The sequence below is a fragment of the Uniformispora flossi genome, assembly GCF_049534875.1.
GTDB lineage: Bacteria > Actinomycetota > Actinomycetes > Streptomycetales > Streptomycetaceae > Yinghuangia > Yinghuangia aomiensis.
The window spans coordinates 301537-320693 of record NZ_JBMULZ010000002.1; the positions used below are offsets into that span (position 1 = coordinate 301537).

Here is a 19157-nt window from a genome sequence, read left to right on the forward strand (position 1 = left end):
GCGCTCCTAGCGGACATCGCCGCCGGCCGCGGACCGACCGGAACGAAGTGGACAACCAATCATCCCATGATTCTATGATGGACGGCATGTCCCCGCACGAGACCTCCGCGATACGCCGCGAAGCGGCGCCGCAGAACCCGGAAGAAGCCCCCGGCCCCCGACGCCAGGCCACCGGAGCGGACGCCCGCCCCGGACCGCCGGACGCCGGACCGGCAGCCGCGTCCGGCCTGCCGCGCTGGTTCACCCCGGTGCTCACCGTCGCGATCGTGCTGGCCGCGCTGAACCTGCGACCCGCGGTCACCAGCCTCGGCGCGCTCATGGAGGAGACCCGCGACGGGCTCGGCATGAGCGGCACCGTCGCCGGCGTCCTCACCTCCGTCCCCCCGCTGTGCTTCGCCGTGTTCGGCATTGCCGCGCCGCGGCTGGCCCGCCGGTTCGGCCTGGCCGCGGTGGTGTGCGCGGGCATGGCGGCGATCACCTCCGGGCTGGTGCTGCGCCCGTTCGCGGGCAACACGGCGGCGTTCCTCGCCGCGAGCGCGCTGTCGCTGGCCGGTATCGCGCTGACGAACGTGCTGCTGCCGGTGATCATCAAGCGCTGGTATCCGGACCGGATCGGCAGCATGACCGGCCTGTACTCGATGGCGATGGCCATCGGCACCTCGCTGGCCGCCGCGGTCACCGTGCCGATGACCGATGCCGTGGGCGGCGGTTGGCGGGTCGGCCTCGGCCTGTGGGCGATCGTCGCGATCATCGCCGTGGTGCCCTGGCTGCCCCTGGCCCGCGCGGCCCGCGGCACCGCGGCCGCCGACCGGGGAAAGACCGACGCCATGGCCGCTGCCGGGCCGAGCATGCTGCGCAGCCGTACCGCGTGGGCGCTGGCCTGCTACTTCGGGTTCCAGGCCACCGCCGCCTACATCACGATGGGCTGGATGCCGCAGATCTTCCGCGACGCGGGAGTGTCGGCGGGCCAGGCGGGCCTGCTCCTCGCGGTGACGATGTTCATGGGCGTGCCGCTCGCGTTCGTGATCCCGCGCGTCGCGAGCCGGATGCCGAACCAGGGCCCGATGGTCGTGCTGCTCGGCGCGTTCGGCCTGGCCGGCTACGCGGGCCTGTACTTCGCCCCGGCGGGCGGCGCGTGGGCCTGGGCCCTGCTGCTGGGCATCTCGAACTGCGCGTTCCCGCTGGCGATCACCATGATCGGGCTGCGCGCCCGGTCGGCCGCGGGCATCGTCAAACTGTCCGCGTTCGCCCAGAGCACCGGCTACCTGATCTCCATCCCGGGCCCGCTGCTCATCGGCGTGCTCTACCAGAAGACCGACGACTGGGGCCTTCCGATCGCGCTGATGGCGGCCCTGATGGTGCCGCAGATCCTGATCGGCGTCGCCGCGGGCCGGAACCGGCAGATCGAGGACGAGGGCCCGGACGGGGCGTCCTACGGCTCGACCAAGCCGGCCCGGATCGCATAGCGGGTGAGTTCGAGCCGGTCGCGCAGGCCGAGCTTCTGCAGGATGTTCGCCCGGTGCCGTTCGACCGTCTTGGCGCTGATCACCAGCATCGCGGCGATCTCGCGTGACGTGTGGCCCTCGGCGACGAGCTTGAGGACTTCCTCTTCCCGCGGGGTCACCGCGCGGTCGGGCGGCGGATGCCCCTCGCGGACCCGGTCGAGGTGGGTGCGGATGAGCGTGCTCACCACCCCGGGGTAGACGAACGGTTCGTCGCGCATCGCGGCGCGGCACGCTTCCACCAGGTCGCGGTCGGCGACGGACTTGGGCACATAGCCGTTTGCGCCGACGCGCAGTGCCTCGAAGAAGTACTGCTCGTTGTCGTACATGGTGAGCATCAAAATGCGCAGGTCGGGCAGGTCGCGGGAGAGTTCCCGGGCGGCTTGCAGCCCCGTCGTGCGCGGCATCGCGATGTCGAGGACGGCGAGGTCGATCCCGCCGCGCCGGGCCTGCGCGACGGCATCCGCCCCGTTCTCGGCCTCGGCGACGACGGTGAGGTCGGGTTCGCCGTCGAGGATCAGCCGGACGCCGCGGCGGACGAGGGCGTGGTCGTCGGCCAGCAGAATGCGGGTGGGGCGGACGGCGGGGTCGGCCGGGGTCACGAGGCGGCTCCTTTCGCGGTGTGGGGGGTCGGGGGCTGCTTTTGGGCTTGGGCTTGGGCTTGGGCCTGGTACCGGGCCTGGGTCTGCTTGTGGGCTTCGGACTGCTTTCGGGCTTGCGGCTGTGTACGGGCTGGGCGAGCTTCGGGGTCGGGTCGCGGGTCGGCTTGCGTGGGGGCCGGGTCGCGGGGGGCGGCGGTGAGGCGTAGGCGGATCTCGGTGCCGCCGTCGGGGAGCGCGGTGACGGTGAGGCGTGCGCCGGCCAGCAGGGCGCGTTCGCGCATGCCGCGGATTCCGGCGCCTTCGGGGGCGGTGCCGATGCCGGTGCCGTTGTCGCGGACGCACAGTTCGACGGTCGTGCCGTGCGCTTCGGCGTTGGCGGTGCCGCCCTTTGCGGTGCTGTCCTTTGCGGTGCCGACTGCAGTGCCGACTGCGGTGGCGGCGGTGTGGAGGCGGACGACGGCGCGGTCGGCGCCGGAGTGCCGGACCGTGTTGGTGAGGGCTTCCTGCGCGACCCGGTACACGGCGAGTTCGGCGTCCGGTCCGAGCGGCGGCAGCTGCGGTTCGATGGCGTGGCTCACGGTGAGCGCGGACGTGCCGAACTCGTGGGCGAGGGCGCGCAGGGCGCTGCCGAGTCCGAGGTCTTCCAGGACGCCGGGGCGCAGGTGCCGGGCGATGCGGCGTATCTCGTCGAGGCTCTCCCGGGTGATCTCCTGCGCCGAGGCTATTTCCGCGCGCAGGTCGGCCGGGGCGGCCGCGGACACGTGCTTGAGCTGGAGCAGCACGACGGTGAGGGCCTGGCCGACCTCGTCGTGCAGTTCGCGGGCGACGCGGCGGCGTTCTTCCTCCTGGGCGGAGACGACGCGGGCGCTACTGGTCGCACGTTCGGCTTCGAGGCGGTCGAGCATCGCGTTGAACGCGCCGACGAGCGCGGCCATTTCGCTGGATCCGCCGAGCGCGGTGCGGGCCCCGGGACGCAGCAGGTCGGTCGTGCTCATCGCGCCGGTGAGGCGGCGCAGCGGGGCCAGCGCGTACCGCAGGATCAGGGCGTTGACGACGAGCATCGCGGCGAGTCCGGAGACGACGACGAGGGCTTGCCCGGGGAGGACCGGGCTGGAGACCGTGACCGGGCCGAGGAGCAGCAGCGCGGCGGTGACGAGGACCGCGGCGTTGAGCAGGAAGATCCGCCAGAAGAGGGTCACGCGTCGGGCCTTTCGGGTGGTGCGTGTGCGCACCGTCGTCCTCCGTGTCCTCCCCGTGGTGCGGCGGCTGCCGCTGTGGTGTGCGCCGCGGCGCGGTGGGCCGCTGTGCGGTCGGGCCCGGGCGGTGGTCGTGCGGGACCGGTCCGGGCCTGTGGATGTCCATCGTGCCAGGCAGTCTTCCGCGGGCCGCGGGGTGGTGTCTATGCATGCTGACACCCATATACCCGCAGGTGGGAGGGCTGGCAGAGTGTCGGGCGAGCCGGTGCCTGGCCGGTGTTCGGCGGGTCCGCGTCCGGCGGGTGTGTGACGCGCGGGCGGTCGGTGCGGTGCCGCCGGGGACTCGGGGCAGGGCGGGTGCGGCGGCCGGCCGGTGCCGCTGCCGCGACTGCCGCTGGGAGTGCCGCGTACTGCCGCGCGGCGTGAGAATGCGACTTTTTCGTCGCCCGTGACGATTCCGGGAGCTGTTCCGCTGTGCCTGCGATCGATGTGCCGTGTGTCCGACGTGGGGTTGCGGGGTGTTCGTGCCGGTGCCGGTGAGCGGGGTTCGGGTGGGGCCGGGGGCGGCGTCGGGTACCGGTGCGGGCGCGGCTGCGGGTGCGGCTTCGGGGCGGCGGCTGAGTTGGGACGTGGTGCGGGTCGCGGCGCTGCTGCTCGTCGTGTGGTTCCACAGCACGTGGCAGGCGCCGTTGTGGCATGCGGAGTTGGCGCCGCGGACGTTCGCGCTCGGGTATCCGGTGGGGGCGAGCCTGCTGCTGGTCGTATCGGGGTACTTCGCCGCGGCGGCGGTGCGGCGGCAGGAGCCGTGGCGGTGGTGGTGGGGGCGGTTGTTCCGGTTGCTGCCGGCGTTCTGGGCGGCGGTGCTGCTGACGGCCTTCCTGTCGTGGCAGGCGGCGCCGGTCGGGTGGTGGGTGCCCGCGTGGTCGGACGTGGGAGCGAATGTGCTGATGCTGTGGCAGTGGAAACCGCAGCTCTATCCGTACGTGGATGCGTCGCATTGGACGGTCCCGATCCAGCTTGTGGCGTTCACGGGTGTGCTGGCGGTGTGCCGGAGGCCGTGGCGGCGGGTGCCCGGGGTGGCGCTGCTGTGGGCCGCGCTGGTGTTCGAGGTGGCGCTGTGGCCCGAACGCGTGTACAGCGGGTCGGAGCCTTTTCGGATGTTCTACGACGGCCTCGGCTGGTACCGCATGCATTTGTTCGTCGCGGGGGTGGCGGTGTACGCGGCGGCGTCGGGGCGGATCGGGCGGGCGCACGGGGCGTTGCTGCTGGTGGCGTGCGTGGCGGCGCACCAGTTGCAGGTGCTGGACGTGACGACGACGGTCGGCGTGGCGCTGGGGTTGCTGGTGATCGTGGCGGCGGCGGTGGGGCCGGACTGGGACGGGGTGGTGCCGTCGGCGGCGCAGCCGGTGATCCGGTGGCTGGCGGGGATTTCGTACGGGGTGTACCTGACGCATCAGACGTTGGGGGACATCGTGATGCGGCATATGCAGGACGCGGGGTTCGGTCCGTTCGCGCAGACGGCGGGGATGCTGGCGACGGGACTGCTGTTCGGCTGGCTGGTGACGGTGACGGTGGAACGACCGGCGTATCGGGCGTTGTGCCGGTTGCGGGACCGTCGGACGGGGACGGTACGGAGGCTCGAGCCTGCGGGCCCGGCCGTGACGCTGGTCAAGCCGGTGCGGCTGGTCAAGCCGGTGCGGCTGGTCAAGTCCGTGGAGCTGGTCAAGCCTGCGAGGTCGCCGGAGTCCGTCCGGCTCTTGGAGCTGTCAGGTCGGCGGGAGAGCCCCTGAGTCGTCGTGAGTGCTTGTCCTGGTGTGCCCACCGAGGACATGGACGCTGTTGCACTCGGTGCTCGCAGGCGATCGGTCAGTGCCAGCCTCGGGTGTCCCAGACGGTGAGGCCTCGGTGGGGGGCGGTTGGGGTGATCAGGCGGGTGCCGTCGGGGGTGAAGGCGGTGGTGGGAGGGCCGTCCAGGCCTTCGGTGAGGATCCGGAGTTGCCGGTGGGCGGCGGTGTGCCACAGGCGGACGGTGCCGTCTTCGGCGGCGGTGGCGAGGAGGGCGCCGGCGGCGCCGAAGGAGACGGCGGTGACCGGCGCGGTGTGGCCGGTCAGGGCGGTGATGCGGGCGCGGCGGAGGACGTCCCACAGCAGGACGGTGCCGTCGCGGCCGGCGGTGGCGAGCATTTCGCCGTCGGGGGTGAAGGCGAGGGCGTCGACGCAGTCGGTGTGGCCGGTCAGGGGGGCAAGGTAGCGGAAGCGGCCGCGGGTGCGGATCCAGAGGTGGGCGTGGTGGTCCATCGAGCCCGCGGCGAGGAGGCGGCCGTCGGGGCTGAAGGCGACCGCGCCGACGGACTGGCGGGGGCCGGTGAGGGCGGTGACGGCGGGGCGGTCGCGGGTGAGGTCCCAGACGTAGACCTTGCGGTCGGTGGCCGCGGCGGCGAGGAAGCGGCCGTCGGGGCTGTAGGCCAGGGACCGGACGTGGGGGTCGTGGCCGCGGGCCCGGCGGGGCACGAAGGGCACGTGGAGGCGGCCGGTGCGCTGGCCGGTGTGCGCGTCCCACAGGTCGACGAGGCAGGGGTCGGAGCCGGTCTCGGGGGGTTCGGCGGGGGCGGGGGCGTCGGAGGCGACGGACTGGCCGTCGGGGCTCAGTGCGGCGACGTGGGCCTGGTCGGGGTCGTCGACGGTGAAGCGGGGGCGGGACTGGCCGAGTGTCCAGACGCGGACGGAGCCGGGGTCGAACGCGTCGAGTTCGGTGCGGCGGAGGTGGCTGGTGCTCATCGCGGTGCCGTCCGCGCTGAAGGAGATCGACGAGACCGAGGCGAAGCCGCGAAGGAGGACGGGGGGCGGGAGTTCGGGGAGGTCGCCGTCGTCCAGCCAGACGGGTTCGGGGACCTGCGGTCCACCGTTGGCTCGGAACCCGAAGTACGCCAGTACGCCCATCGTGCCCGCCCCCCGGCCGCTGGTTGTGCGTTGGCCCCGATGCTGTGCCGTGCGTGTGTCGTCGCACGGGCGTCGGTTCTTGCCGTCGTCGGCGCTCGCGACGAACGCCATTGTGCGGGGGGATGATCGGATAGGGGAAGAGCGGGGACGAGCAATCCGGTTTGGGCACAAGGAAGTTCGGCGGGCGGGGATGGCCTGATTCAGGCCTTGCCGCGGGCGCACCGGTAGTGGGCGGTGCGCCCGCGGGCTTGGCTTTGCCGTTCGTGAATTCGCTTTGCGGAAAGCTGTTTTCACCAAGGGATGACCGGCCCCGCGCCCACCCGTCCCGTCGGTCTTCGCGTCCCGTCAGCCTTCCAGGTGCAGTTTGAGGGCTTCCAGGGTCGCGCGCATCGTCCGTTCGTTGTGGTCCGCGCGCGGCCCGGTGCGGAGGGCCGCTTCGGTGAGGACGCGGGCGGCGGCGCCGAGCGGGCCCACGCGCTGGTCGCGCCACGAGTGTTCGAGGTAGGTGCCCTTGTCGGTGGGGGTGAGCGTGAACGACCAGCGGGCGATCGGGAGGCCGGCGTCGACGCGCCAGGCGAGAGCGCGGGCAGGACGGGCCTCGGTGATCGTGCAGCGGGTCGACCACACCGCGGGGCCACGGCGGTTCGTGCCGACGAAGCGCGCGCCGGCGACCGGTTCGCGCAGGCGCCCGATCCAGCGGCCGCCCGTGCACTCGGGGCTCCACTCCCCCATTCGCGTCACGTCGGACAGGACGGCCCACACCTCGTCGGGCGCGGCCGCGATCTCCAGGCCGACCGTGACATCCCGCCGCTTGGTCCCCACGTTTCCCGTACCCACGCTTTCCGTCCGCCCTTCGTCGTGCTGCCCGTCCGCTTGTCCGGCATCGTCGCGCGGATGGGCCACCACCTGGGCGAGTTTCGCCGGAACCAGCGTGACATGCCGCAGCATCTGCTTCTCCGGCGCCGGGTCCGGCGCGGTCAGATCGACGCGCGCCAGCACCTCGCGGATGATCACCTTCATTTCCAGGACGGCGAACTGCGCCCCCACGCAGTAGCGCCGGCCGCCGCCGAACGGCATCCACGCCTTCTGCGCGCGGGCGGCGTCCGGGCCGAGGAAGCGTTCGGGGCGGAACTCGGCCGGGTCCGGGAACACGTCCGGGTCCTGGTGGATCAGGTTGATGTGCGGCGCGACGAACCAGCCCGCCGGTATCTCGTGCTCGCCGAGGCGCAGCGGCGCGTCGAGCAGGCGCGGGGCCTCGTACACGACCGGGCGCGAGCGGAGCGCTTCCTTCACCACCGCTTCCAGGTACGCCTCACCCTCCCCGGCGGCCAGCTCGGCGCGCAGTTCGCCGAGGACGCGCGGGGTACGGACCAGGCGCTCGAAGGTCCACGCGAGCGCGGTCGCGGTGGTTTCGTGTCCGGCGCTGAGCATGGTGACGAGTTCGTCGCGCAGTTCGGTGTCGGTGAGCGGGTTGCCGTCCTCGTCGCGGGCTTCGAGAAGACGGGACAGGACGTCGGTCGCGCCCGGTTCGGGATGCGCGCGGCGGCGGGCGATCTCGTCGTACAGGATCGCGTCGACGTCGGCGCGGGCGCGCTGGAAGCGGGTGGTGGGCAGGAAGCCCATGCGATTGAGCGGCGCGCGTTCGGTCCAGGCGCGGGCGGCGGGCGGGAGCATGAGGAGGGCGATCGCGCCGCCGACTTCGATGAGGTTGGGGATGGCGACGCGCAGCCGGGCGAGGCGCTCGTTGTCCCGGATGCCGAAGACGAGCCGGAGGATGACGTCGAGTGTGATGTCCTGCATGCGGTCGCGGAGGGCGAACGGTCGGCCGTGCGGCCAGTCGGCGATCGAGGCGGCGGCGATGGCGGCGATCTCGTCGCCGTACCCGGCGATGGCTTTGCCGTGCAGGGGCGGGCTCAGCAGGCGGCGGTGCCGCCACCACGGCTCGCCGTCGAGGCTCAGCAGCGAGTTCGCGCCGACCAGGCCCTCGAGGAAGCCGCGGCGGACTTCGCCCGCGCGGCCGGTGCCGGCCACGTCCACCGCGTAGACGAGCTGGGCGAGTTCCGGGTCGACGACGAACGCCTCCGGCGGGAAGCCGAGGAACCGGGTGTGGAACACCGGCCCGAACCGGCGCCGTGCGGCTCGCAGCGCCGGGGCGGGAGCGGCGAGGAATACGGCGGTCTGCAGCCAGGCGGGCAGCCGCGGACCGGGCGGCGGCGGGGCGGACACCATCGCGTTGCTCCTGTCACGAGGGTCACGAGTCCGATCGCGAGTCCGATCGCGGGTCGGATCGCGGGTCGGATCGCGGGTCCGATCACAGTCGGCCTGCGGTCGGCTTGTTTGGTGCGAACAGCCTTTTCCCACAGCCACCTTGGCACCCGCACGGGCCTGTGTACACCCTGCGGCGATGGGCGCGCGACGCTCTGGACGGGACGCGGCTACCGGCGCGTAAGGTGGCCCGACCACCCCGGCGCCACCGCCGGTCCCGAGCGACCGCACGAAAGGCCTGCCATGCCCGACTCCGTCGACCGCCCCACCTCCAGCCCGGCCGCGCGCCGGACGGCGCTCGTCACCGGGGCGTCGTCCGGCATCGGCGCGGCCGTGGCGGCGGCCTTGGTCCGGCGCGGCTATCGGGTGCTCGGCACGACGCGGCACCCCGAGGCGGTGGCCGCACCGATCGACGGGGTCGAGTACCTGGCGCTGGACCTGACCGACGACGACGGCATCACGGCGTGCGCGGCGGCCGCGGGCGACGTCGACGTGCTCGTCAACAACGCGGGCGAGAGCCAGAGCGGGCCGCTCGAGGAACTGCCGATGGCGGCGGTGCGGCGGTTGTTCCAGACCAACGTCTTCGGCGCGGTGCAGCTCACGCAGCTGGTCCTGCCCGGCATGCGGGCGCGCGGGTACGGGCGGGTGGTGATGGTCGGGTCGATGCTGGCGAGCTTTCCGCTGGCTTACCGGTCGTCGTACGTGGCGTCCAAGGCGGCGCTGAAGGGGTTCACGACGGCGGCTCGGCGCGAGGTGGCGCCGTACGGGGTGGCTCTCACCACGGTCGAGCCCGGTTCGATCAACACGGGGATCAGTGAGCGCCGCACGCAGTACCTCGCCGACGACTCGCCGTTCGGCGAGGAGTACCGCACGATGCTGAGCGCGTTGAACGCGAACGAGGCCGCGGGAGTGTCGGCGGATGCGGTGGCCGCGGTGGTGGTGAAGGCGATCGAGGCGCCGCGGCCGAAGTCGCTGTACGCGGTGGGGAGCAAGGCGCCGGTGGTGTTCCCGCTGCGGCGGGTGCTGCCGCGCGGGGTGGTCGAGCGCATGACCGCCCGCCGCCACGGCCTCCGCTGACCCCCCTCCGGGTGAACCCCCACCACGATGCGTGGTCATACATAGACACCTTTATGTCCAAAATGTTAGAAATGGCTGGTGATAGGGCGCTCCCGGCAACCGCGCGCCCCGCGGTCCCGTCACCCCCGCAGCATCGCGGGGCAGGTTTTTCTGCTCCAAGCGGTCGTGGTCGTGCTGCTGGTGGCCGGAGCCGCCGTGGCGCTGGTTCTGCAGGCCCTGCGGGACAGCGACCGCGATGCCCGGCACCGCACCCTCGCCGCCGCCGAATCGTTCGCCAACGCGCCCGGCACCGCCGCCGCCCTGGCCGACCCCGACCCGTCCGCGACCCTGCAGCCCGCGGCCGAAGCCGCCCGGCAAGGCGCCGACATCGACTTCATGGTGGTGCTCGACAAGGACGGCACCCGCCTCACCCATCCCGACCCGCGGCTCATCGGCCAACGGTCGCTGGATCCCCACCTCCAGGGGACGCTGGCCCGCGGACAAACGGTCACCACGACCTACCCCACCGACCGCGGCCGCGCCGTGGTCACGAGCGTCCCCCTGCACGACGCGCAAGGAAACCCCCTCGGTCTGGTCGCCGCCGGCCTCACCGTGGAGCGCGTCAACGGCATGTTCACGGACCGGCTGCCGCTCGTCCTCGGCGGCGCCGCCGCCGCGCTGGCCCTCACCGCCAGCGGCACCGCGCTGGTCAGCCGCCGCCTTCGGCGCCAGACCCGCGGCCTCGGCCCCGCCGAGATCACCCGCATGTACGAGCACCACGACGCGGTCCTGCACGCCGTCCGCGAAGGCATCCTCATCATCGGCGACGACGGCACCATCCTGCTGAGCAACGACGAGGCCCGCCGCCTCCTCGGCGTCCCCGAACTCGACGGCCGCGCCGTCGCCGAACTCGGGCTCGACCCGGGCCTGGCCTCCCTGCTGCAATCCGACCGCCCCGCCAGCGACGAAGTGCACACCGCGGGCGAACGGCTGCTCGCCGTCAACAAGCGCCCGACCGCACCGTACGGGTCCGCGGGCAGCGTCGTGACCGTCCGCGACTCCACCGAGCTGCAGGCGCTGGCCGGGCGCGCCGAGATCACCCGCGGGCGGCTCAACCTGCTGTACGAAGCCGGTCTGCGCATCGGCACGACCCTCGACATCGCCCGCACGGCCGACGAACTCGCCGAAGTCGGCACGCCGCGGTTCGCCGACATCGTCACCGTGGACCTCCTCGACGCCGTCCTCACCGGCGAGGAGCCCACCCGCAACCGCACCCGCATGCGGCGCGTCGCCGCGCGCTGGGCGCCGGGCATGGACGCCCCGCCGCTGCACCCCACCGGCGACATGATCGAGTTCGGTCCGACCACGCCGATGGCGACCGCGCTCACCTCCGGCCGCGCGGTGCGCCGGGCGGACCTGACCGCGGGCGACGACTGGCGGGCCCAGGACCCCGACCGGGCGCGCGGGCTGCTCTCCGCCGGCGTGCACTCGCTGATCTCCGTGCCGCTGCAGGCCCGCGGCGTCGTCCTGGGGCTGGCGTCGTTCTGGCGCGGCCCGGAGTCGCCGCCGTTCGAGGAAGAGGACGTGTCGTTCGCGGAGGAACTCGCGGCGCGCGCCGCCGTCGCGATCGACAACGCCCGCCGCTACACCCGCGAGCACACCATGGCGGTCACGCTGCAGCGCAGTCTGCTGCCGGGCGGGCTGCCGGAGCAGGGCGCGCTGGAAGCGGCCTACCGGTACCTGCCGGCGCAGGCCGGGGTCGGCGGCGACTGGTTCGACGTGATCGCGCTGCCCGGGGCGCGGGTGGCGCTGGTGGTCGGCGACGTCGTCGGGCACGGCCTGTACGCGGCCGCGACGATGGGGCGGCTGCGCACCGCCGTGCACAACTTCTCCGGGCTCGATCTGCCGCCCGACGAGATGCTGGGCCACCTGGACGATCTGGTGAGCAGCATCGACCGCGACCGGTCCGCCCACGACGACGACCCGGATCCCGCGCAGATCACCGGCGCGACGTGCCTGTACGCGGTGTACGACCCGGTGTCCGGCCGCGTCACGATGGCCCGTGCCGGGCATCTCGGTCCGGCGCTGGTGACCCCGGACGGCAATGTGTCGTTCCCGGACGTGCCGGTGTCGCTGCCGCTCGGGCTCAACGGCAGTCTCCCGATCGAGTCCGTCGACCTGGTCCTGCCGGAGGGCTCGCGGCTGGTGTTCTACACCGACGGCCTGGTCGAGGACCGCAGCCGGGACCTGGACGCCGGACTGCGCATGCTGGCGTCGGCGCTGTTCGCCGCGGGGCCGGATGCGGATCCCGAGCACACGTGCGAGACGGTCATCGACGCGATGGTCGGCCCGACGTCCAGCGACGACATCGCGCTGCTCGTGGCCCGCACGCACGTGGTCGACGCCGACCGGGTCGCGGTGTGGGACGTGCCGCCGGACCCGGCCGCGGTGGCGGCCGTCCGCGCCCGGTCCGCACGCCGGCTGGCGGAGTGGGGGCTGACCGACATCGCGTTCAACGCGGAGCTGATCCTGAGCGAGCTGGTCACGAACGCGATCCGCTACGGCAGCGCGCCGATCCAGGTGCGCCTGATCCACGACCGCCGGCTGATCTGCGAGGTGTTCGACGCGGGCAGCACCGCCCCGCACCTGCGGCGCGCGGCGACGACCGACGAAGGCGGGCGCGGACTGTTCCTGGTCGCGAAATTCGCCGCCCGCTGGGGCACCCGGTACACCGCGCAGGGCAAGGTGATCTGGGCGGAACTCCCCCTCCAGGAGGGTTCCGGCCCGTCCGGCGAGGACATCGCGGACGCGCTGCTCGACCAGTGGGACGACGCCGAGGCCTGGTAGCGGCGCGCCTGCTTACCAACCGCTGTACCGGCATGACCGGCATACCGACTGCTTGCCGAGCGACGGCTGATGGCCGGGGCGCCTGCCCGGCCACCAGGCGGCCACCACGCGGCCGCCTTACCGCTCGCTTACCGACCGCCGCGCCGCCGACGCCGCGAGCACCGCGTCCCACGACGCCATCGCCAAGGCGACGGTCGCCCGCAGCTCCTCCTCCGTCGCGCCGTCGAGTGCGCGGACCGTGAGGCCGTACAGCACGGCCGTGTAGTACGCCGCGATGGCGTGCGGGTCGGCGTCCGCCGGGAGTTCGCCGTCGCGGATGCCCTGGGCGAGCCGTCCGGCCACCAGGCCGGCGTGGTTGCGGCGGGATTCCTCGAGCAGCTCGCGCACCGGCGAGTTGGCGTCCGAGCAGTTGATCGCGGAGACCACGAACATGCAGCCGACGGGTTCGCCGGCGGCCGTCCGGGGCCGCACGTTGGCCTCGAGGACGGCCTGGATCGCGCCGTATGCGGTGGGCGCGTTGAGGCCGTCGATGCCGGGGGCGCCGTCGGTGGCCTCGTAAAGGCCGAGGGCTTCGCGGAAGAGTCGTTCCTTCGAGCCGAACGCCGCGTAGAGGCTCGGCGAGGCGATGCCCATGGCGGTCGTGAGGTCGGTCATCGAGGTGGCTTCGTAGCCGCGCTGCCAGAAGACCCGCATCGCGCAGCGCAGCGCGGCGTCTCGGTCGAAGGCGCGTGGGCGTCCGGGTCCGGCCATCGCGGCCTCTCCTTCCGGTCGTTCCCCCCTCGCTGTCCCGCCGTCGCGGACCGGTCGCCCGGTCCGTGCCGTGCCCCCCACGGCTTTCTGTATCGATCCCTAAATATATGCCTTGACGGGCGCGTTTCCAGCACGAGAAGGTTTCTGTGCCGACCGACACAGAATTCGGTCCGGCGGCATACGGGCATGTGCGCGACCGCGCCGCGCCCGCGAACGGAAGGGCACCCTCATGAGCGAGCTGGACGGCAAGGCGGCGTTCGTCACCGGCGGCAGCCGCGGCATCGGCGCGGCGATCGTGCGACGGCTGGCGGCGGACGGCGCGGATGTGGCGTTCACCTACGTCAGCGACGCGGGCGCGGAGCAGGCGGAGAAGGTCCTGGCGGACGTCGCCGCGGCCGGGCGGCGCGGCATCGCGATCCGGTCGGATGCCGCCGATGCGGCGTCGGCGGTCGATGCGGTGGCGCGGGCCGCGGAGGCGCTCGGCCGGCTGGACATCGTGGTGCACAACGCCGGGGTGTTCCCGTTCGGCCCGGTCGAGGACGTCACCCTCGCCGAACTCGACCGCACCCTGGCGATCCACGCCCGTGCGGCGTTCCTCACCGTGCAGGCGTCGCTCGCGCACCTGCCCGACGGCGGGCGGATCGTCGCGATAGGCAGCTCGCTCGCCGAGCGGGCGGCGTTCCCGGGAGTGACGCTCTACAGCATGAGCAAGGCCGCGCTGTCCGGCCTGGTCCGCGGGTTGGCGCGGGACCTGGGGCCGCGCGGCATCACCGCCAACGTCGTGCATCCGGGGTCGACGGACACGGACATGAACCCGGCGAACGCGGACCACGCGCAGGCGCAGCGCGACCTCTCGGCGATGGGGACGTTCATGAACGCCGACGACATCGCCGCGACGGTGGCGCACCTGGCGGGCCCGGGCGGCCGCTACATCACGGGTACGGCGATCACCGTGGACGCCGGAACCACCGCCTGACCCGCGGCACGGACCCGGCCGCGGGTGCGCGGGCCGGAACCGGGGTCAGCCGTCCACCGGTTCGAGCCGCACCGCGGCCGGGTCCAGGCCGCGGGATTCGAGGTAGACGCTCAAGTACGCCTCGGTGGACTTGCGCGGGTCGGCGCCGGGCCGCCACAGGGACTCGCATTCGGGGCACATCCAGAACACTTCGCCGTCCCCGCCCGGGACGCGGTAGCGCCGCACGTGGTCCTCGCCGCACAGCACGCACTCGATGTCGCCACCCGCGCCGACCGCGCCATTCATGCCACCCATGCCGTCCACCGGCAGCACTCCCCTCGGGCAAATCACCCTGTCGATCCCGGTTCCTTGCGATTCATTACGGGTTGCCCCGATGCTGTCCGGGCATGCTGGTCACGACGAAGCGGCGCGCCCCCGGCACGACGCCTTCCGGACCGACCAGGACGGCAAGGAGCATCATGGCCCTGTTCGCTGACGACAGCGAGGAAGCCGCGGCGTACCACGCCTGCCGGATCGCCCCGATCGGGACGCCGATCCCGGTCGAGCAGTTGGCCCGGGGCGGGGCGTATGCGTCGTCGCTGGCCTGGAGCGGGCATCTGGCCCGGCACGGCAAGCCCGCGACGATGGAGAAGGCCTGCCATGTCGTGTCGGATGCGGCCGACGCCTTCATCGACCACACGGCGCAGAGCCACGCGATGGACGCCGACGCGGTGGATGCCGCCAAGCACCAGGCCACGGACCAATACTCGGCGGCGCTGCGGGAGCTGTACGGCTGACCCGACCAGCCCCGCCCACACTCCCGACCCTGCCCTCCGACCAGGCCCGCCGGCGCGCCCGGCGGGCCTACGTCGCGTCCGATGACGGCGGTGCCGCGGACGCGCGTTTGCGGGCGCGGTGCGCGGCGACGTTCGCGCGGTTGGCGCAGGTGTCGGAGCAGAAGCGGCGTCGGCCGTTGCGGGATGTGTCGGCGTACACGCGTTCGCAGCGTTCTTCCGCGCAGACGCCAGAGCGTTCGATGCCGTGTTCGGCGAGCAGCGCGGCAAGGCCGATGGCGGTGTTGATGCGGACACGGTCCACGAAGGCGGCGCCGGGCAGCGCGTAGTGGACGTGCAGGCCGTAGCCGTGGTCGACGAGGCGGGGGCGGACCGACACCCGGTCGAGCAGGCCGTTGACCAGGTCGACGGCGTCTTCGAGCCGTTCGGCTTCGAACACCCGGCGGAGTTCGGCCGACCAATCGGCGAGGGGGCCGAGGTCGGCGGCGCGCGCGTCGCGGACGAGGAACGAGTACGGCGCCAGCATCGCCCGGGCCGCGTCGACGGTGGGCGGTGCGGCGCCCTCGTCGGCCGTCCAGAAATTGACCATGGCGACGGCGGCGCCGACCCCGTCGCTGCGGTAACCGTTGACGTCCATTGAACCCTTACATACGCTCATCGGAGGTAAGGACCGAACCACCGGCAAGTATTACCGATCAGGGAAGGGGTGGCCCGTGTCGGAGCATTGTGACGCCTGCGGCCGCATCGAGGGCCCTTGGCACCGGACCATCTCCCGGCATACGACCTCGGAAGGCGAGATCCGCTACACGCGCTGCCTGTGCGGCAGCGTCGCCGTTCGCCTGGTCCCCGTCCCGGAGCCCGCCGCCGCCGCGGTCCTGGCCCGGACGGGGCCGGACGCGGCGGTGGCGGGCCTGCTCCGGGGCGACTGAACCTCCGCGGCTCCCCGCGGGGGCGGCCTGGATCAGCCGAACTGGCCCGGCTGGTACGAGCCCGCGGGCGTCCGCGCGATGACGTTCATCCGGTTGTACGCGTTGATCAGCGCGATCAGCGAGACGAGCGCGGCGAGCTGGTCCTCGTCGAAGTGCTTCGTCGCGTCGGCCCACGCCTCGTCGGTGACGCCGCCCGCGGCGTCCGCTATGCGCGTGCCCTGCTCGGCGAGTTCGAGCGCGGCGCGCTCGGCCTCGGTGAACACGGTGGCCTCGCGCCAGGCCGCGACCAGGTTCAGGCGCGGCCACTCGTCGCCGTGGTGGACGGCGTCCTTGGCGTGCATGTCGGTGCAGAAGCCGCACCCGTTGATCTGGCTGGCGCGAAGCAGTACCAGGTGCTGGATCGCGGTCGGCAGGGTCGAGTCCTGGACGACCTTGCCCGCCGAGTTGATGTAGCGCTGGAACTTCGCCGCGACGGGGTTGGCGTAGTAGTTGATGCGGGGTTCCATGGCGGACTCCTCGGTGCGGTGCGTGGGGGCCGGTTCGGCCGGTACACCGCACTGACGGAGCGTTCGGCGGGGGTGTGACAGCCCGGATGCCGTGACCTGGGACACACCGGCCCGGGGTCATGCCCAGGTGTAGTGGAGGGCGCGTTCGAAGGTGACGTAGCCCGCGCGGCGGAAGGCCGCGGCCATGGGTGTGTTGGTGAGGTCCGTGGCGGCGCGGATGCGCGGGATGTCGGGCTGCGCCGAGAGGACGCGGGTGCCTTCGGCGAGCAGGTCGTCGACATAGCCGTGTCCGCGGTGGGCGGGCACGACGCCGGCGTAGGCGATGATCGGGTGGTAGTTGTTGCGCGCGGGGATGACGAAGCCGACGGGCTCGCCGTCGGGCAGCGTGCCGATGCGCCACCAGTCGCGCGGGGTGCGGAACCGGGCGAGTTCCCCGGCGAAGTGCTCTTCCGCGGCGGCGCGCGGGCTCAGGCCGGAGGCCAGGTCGGCGAGCGTGTACGCGTCAAGGGTGCCGCCGATGACGGCGGCCATCAGGCCGATCAGTTCCTCCTCGTCGCGGAGCGGACGGAAGAGCAGGCGGCCGGTCGGTGCCGGGATCGGCGTGCCGGGACGCCATTCGAGGCGCAGGCGTTCGATCTTGAGCCGGGCTCCGGCGCCTTCGACGACGGCGACGCGGTCCTCGACGGCGCGGCGGTCCGCCGGGTCGTCGCGCCACTCCCCCGGCACGAACCGCATGAACTCCGGCGGGGTGCCAGGCACGTCCGCGAGGACGGCGGCGGACGCGGCGCGGTGCAGCGCCGCACCGATCGCGACCCGGTCGTCGGCGGTGTCGTCGAGGTCGAGGATGTCCAGCAGTTCGGGTGCGCGTCCGGCTTCCGGCGCCCACCAGGCGATCCGCGCCCGCACCCGCCCGCCGGCGAGCGCGACCCACATCCACTCCGGACGGCGGCGCCCGGCGGCGAGGTCGTCGGCGAGTTCGTGGTTCAGGGTGTAGGGCAATGTGGTGAACAGCGCCAGTTCGTCGGCGTCGGCCAAAGGCCGCAGGACGAGGTCGTCGGGCAGTGCCGCAGGGGTGGTCATGTGCTCCCGGCCGGGTCGTGCAGCGGATGTCGTGCAGCGGATGGTGTGCCGCGACGCGGCGACCGGAGGCCGGCGAGCGTCGCGGGCCCCTCACCCTAGACGCCGCACTCCGGCCGTCCGGCACACCGCCCGGCATACCGTCAGGCCAGCACCTTGTGCTTCGCCCGCTGGTAGTCCTCCTCGGTGATGTCGCCGTTGTTCTTCAGCGCGGCGAGCTTGGCGAGTTCGTCGGACGTGCTGCTGCCGGGGGCGGCGGCCACGTCGCGGATGTAGGTCTGGAACTGCTGCTCGTTCTGGTTCATCCGGGCTTCCATCCGCGCGCCCATGCCGCGCCCGCGCGCGATCAGGTACACGAACACGCCGAGGAACGGCAGGATCACCACGAAGATCAGCCACCCGGCTTTGCCCCAGCCGCCGAGGGTGTCGTCACGGAAGATGTCGCCGATGATCCGGAACAGCAGCACGAACCACAGCACCCACAGGAAGAACATGCACATGGTCCAGAACGCGTTGAGGAGCGGGTAGTCCATTGCCGGGCCTCCAGGCTCACGGGACCCCCGAGCGGCCGCGGGACGGCCGTCCACTACCAGCATGGCGCAGCGCGGCGCACCTTGCCCGGGTGCGCCGCGACGGAGTGCGAACAGGCGCCGATCAGTGCGGCAGGCGCCCGCGGAGGGCCTCGACGGTGGCGGCGTCGATGCCGTGCGGGGCGAGGAGTTCGCGGGCGCCGCCGCCCCACCCCCGTCGGGCTCCCCCATCCGCCCCGTGCTTGACTGCCCCTGAGGGGCTCGCCAGCTCACCACCCCCGCGGGCAGCCCGATGGCGTACGCCACCGAGGAGGCCGGACCCCATGCCGAGCACGCACCACGGTCGCAAGCAGATCGAACTGTCCGCCGGACCCGTCGAATACGAGGACACCGGGGAAGGCCCCGCGCTCGTCCTGCTGCACGGCGCGCTGATGGATCCGTCCCTGTGGGCGGACGTCGTCGCCGACCTCTCCGCCGACTACCGCTGCATCGTCCCGGCCCTCCCGCTGGGCGCCCACACCCTCCCGGTCCACCCCGACGCCGACCTGTCCGTCAACGGACTCGCCACTCTCACAAGCGAGTTCCTCGCCGCCCTCGACCTCCGCGACGTCACCCTCGCCGGCAACGACACCGGCGGCGCCATCGTCCAAGCGGTCCTCGCGTCAGGCGAGGAACGGGTCGGACAAGCCGTCCTCGTCTCCTGCGACGCGTTCGACAACTTCCCGCCCGGCCTGACCGGCAAGGTCGTCGTCTTCACGGGCAAGCTGCCGCCGCGCCTGTTCGGCCTCTTCATGCAGCAAATGCGGCTGCGTGCCCTGCGCCGCCTGCCCATCGCCTTCGGCTGGCTCACCAAACGCGGCGACGCGGCAACGGCCCGCTGGATCCGCCCGGTGCTCGGCGACCAGGCGATCCGCCGGGACGCGGTCCGCATGCTCCGCGCCATGGGCGCGAACAAAAACGTCCTCACCGACCTGACCGAGAACCTCGCCGCGTTCGACCGCCCCGTCCTGGTCGCCTGGGCCGCGGAAGACCGCGTCATGCCGCCCGAGCACGGCCGCCGCCTGGCCGCCCTGCTCCCGAAGGCGCAGCTCGTCGAGATCCCCGACAGCTACACCCTCATCCCGCTCGACCAACCGGCCGAACTCGCCCGCGCGATGCGTGAGTTCCTCGCGCAAACCGGACAAGGCGCGGACGGCGGCAACTGAGCG

18 protein-coding genes are annotated in these 19157 nt (G+C 72.9%); 8 read left to right on the forward strand and 10 right to left on the reverse strand.

Going from position 1 to position 19157, the window contains the following annotated elements; translation table 11 throughout:
- Positions 1-86 precede the first annotated feature (86 nt).
- Entirely contained in the window at positions 87-1466 is a 1380-nt protein-coding gene (locus ACPA54_RS05660) for a CynX/NimT family MFS transporter (protein WP_423527397.1), read from the forward strand.
- Here ACPA54_RS05660 and ACPA54_RS05665 read toward each other — a convergent pair.
- Together ACPA54_RS05665 and ACPA54_RS05670 are read right to left on the reverse strand one after the other, a co-directional pair.
- Positions 1433-2104 (reverse strand): response regulator, encoded by a 672-nt coding sequence (locus ACPA54_RS05665; protein ID WP_423527399.1) that lies wholly within the window; start codon positions 2102-2104, stop codon positions 1433-1435. The genes ACPA54_RS05660 and ACPA54_RS05665 overlap by 34 nt on opposite strands.
- On the reverse strand, positions 2101-3303 hold the full coding sequence (locus ACPA54_RS05670) for a sensor histidine kinase (protein WP_423527401.1): 1203 nt from the start codon (positions 3301-3303) through the stop codon (positions 2101-2103). The genes ACPA54_RS05665 and ACPA54_RS05670 overlap by 4 nt, the downstream gene beginning before the upstream one ends.
- A 515-nt stretch (positions 3304-3818) precedes the next feature.
- On the opposite strand from ACPA54_RS05670, the gene ACPA54_RS05675 reads away from it, so the two are divergent.
- Positions 3819-5090 carry an acyltransferase family protein gene (locus ACPA54_RS05675; protein WP_423527403.1) on the forward strand — a complete coding sequence of 424 codons (1272 nt, stop codon included), beginning with the start codon at positions 3819-3821 and terminating at the stop codon, positions 5088-5090.
- A gap of 76 nt (positions 5091-5166) precedes the next feature.
- Here ACPA54_RS05675 and ACPA54_RS05680 read toward each other — a convergent pair whose 3' ends face one another.
- Both ACPA54_RS05680 and ACPA54_RS05685 read right to left on the reverse strand, forming a co-directional pair.
- Entirely contained in the window at positions 5167-6240 is a 1074-nt protein-coding gene (locus ACPA54_RS05680; RefSeq protein WP_423527405.1) for a WD40 repeat domain-containing protein, read from the reverse strand.
- Positions 6241-6585: 345 nt separating this feature from the next.
- Complete coding sequence (locus tag ACPA54_RS05685; protein ID WP_423527406.1) at positions 6586-8469, reverse strand: cytochrome P450; 1884 nt, start codon at positions 8467-8469, stop codon at positions 6586-6588.
- Between the two features lie 279 nt (positions 8470-8748).
- Here ACPA54_RS05685 and ACPA54_RS05690 point away from each other — a divergent pair, with 279 nt between their 5' ends.
- The gene (locus tag ACPA54_RS05690; protein WP_423527407.1) at positions 8749-9582 is read left to right on the forward strand and encodes an SDR family NAD(P)-dependent oxidoreductase; all 834 of its coding nucleotides are present in this window, start codon (positions 8749-8751) and stop codon (positions 9580-9582) included.
- A gap of 78 nt (positions 9583-9660) precedes the next feature.
- The gene (locus tag ACPA54_RS05695; protein ID WP_423527409.1) at positions 9661-12408 is read left to right on the forward strand and encodes a SpoIIE family protein phosphatase; all 2748 of its coding nucleotides are present in this window, start codon (positions 9661-9663) and stop codon (positions 12406-12408) included.
- A 117-nt stretch (positions 12409-12525) separates the two neighbouring features.
- Here the strand turns inward: ACPA54_RS05695 and ACPA54_RS05700 are convergent, their stop codons facing one another.
- Positions 12526-13158, reverse strand: coding sequence for a TetR/AcrR family transcriptional regulator (locus tag ACPA54_RS05700; protein WP_423527411.1), 633 nt, complete (start codon positions 13156-13158; stop codon positions 12526-12528).
- Between the two features lie 229 nt (positions 13159-13387).
- On the opposite strand from ACPA54_RS05700, the gene ACPA54_RS05705 reads away from it, so the two are divergent.
- Positions 13388-14134 (forward strand): SDR family NAD(P)-dependent oxidoreductase, encoded by a 747-nt coding sequence (locus tag ACPA54_RS05705; protein ID WP_423527413.1) that lies wholly within the window; start codon positions 13388-13390, stop codon positions 14132-14134.
- A gap of 45 nt (positions 14135-14179) precedes the next feature.
- Here the strand turns inward: ACPA54_RS05705 and ACPA54_RS05710 are convergent, their stop codons facing one another.
- Positions 14180-14428 (reverse strand): hypothetical protein, encoded by a 249-nt coding sequence (locus ACPA54_RS05710; RefSeq protein ID WP_423527415.1) that lies wholly within the window; start codon positions 14426-14428, stop codon positions 14180-14182.
- A gap of 164 nt (positions 14429-14592) precedes the next feature.
- Here ACPA54_RS05710 and ACPA54_RS05715 point away from each other — a divergent pair, with 164 nt between their 5' ends.
- Entirely contained in the window at positions 14593-14910 is a 318-nt protein-coding gene (locus ACPA54_RS05715; protein ID WP_423527417.1) for a DUF3759 domain-containing protein, read from the forward strand.
- Positions 14911-14977: 67 nt separating this feature from the next.
- On the opposite strand, the gene ACPA54_RS05720 is transcribed toward ACPA54_RS05715, so the two are convergent.
- Positions 14978-15544, reverse strand: a complete 567-nt coding sequence (locus ACPA54_RS05720; RefSeq protein ID WP_423527418.1) for a CGNR zinc finger domain-containing protein — start codon at positions 15542-15544, stop codon at positions 14978-14980.
- A 76-nt stretch (positions 15545-15620) separates the two neighbouring features.
- On the opposite strand from ACPA54_RS05720, the gene ACPA54_RS05725 reads away from it, so the two are divergent.
- On the forward strand, positions 15621-15836 hold the full coding sequence (locus ACPA54_RS05725; RefSeq protein ID WP_345676604.1) for a hypothetical protein: 216 nt from the start codon (positions 15621-15623) through the stop codon (positions 15834-15836).
- A 32-nt stretch (positions 15837-15868) separates the two neighbouring features.
- On the opposite strand, the gene ACPA54_RS05730 is transcribed toward ACPA54_RS05725, so the two are convergent.
- The 3 genes from ACPA54_RS05730 to ACPA54_RS05740 all read right to left on the reverse strand — a co-directional run bounded on the left by ACPA54_RS05730 (position 15869) and on the right by ACPA54_RS05740 (position 17952).
- Complete coding sequence (locus tag ACPA54_RS05730; RefSeq protein WP_345676605.1) at positions 15869-16342, reverse strand: carboxymuconolactone decarboxylase family protein; 474 nt, start codon at positions 16340-16342, stop codon at positions 15869-15871.
- A 117-nt stretch (positions 16343-16459) separates the two neighbouring features.
- Positions 16460-17422, reverse strand: a complete 963-nt coding sequence (locus ACPA54_RS05735; RefSeq protein WP_423527420.1) for a GNAT family N-acetyltransferase — start codon at positions 17420-17422, stop codon at positions 16460-16462.
- A gap of 140 nt (positions 17423-17562) precedes the next feature.
- Positions 17563-17952: an SHOCT domain-containing protein gene (locus ACPA54_RS05740; RefSeq protein ID WP_423527422.1), complete on the reverse strand. Its 390-nt coding sequence runs from the start codon at positions 17950-17952 to the stop codon at positions 17563-17565.
- Positions 17953-18272: 320 nt separating this feature from the next.
- Between ACPA54_RS05740 and ACPA54_RS05745 the strand changes: the two genes are divergently transcribed.
- Positions 18273-19154 carry an alpha/beta fold hydrolase gene (locus tag ACPA54_RS05745; RefSeq protein WP_423527424.1) on the forward strand — a complete coding sequence of 294 codons (882 nt, stop codon included), beginning with the start codon at positions 18273-18275 and terminating at the stop codon, positions 19152-19154.
- Positions 19155-19157 lie beyond the last annotated feature (3 nt).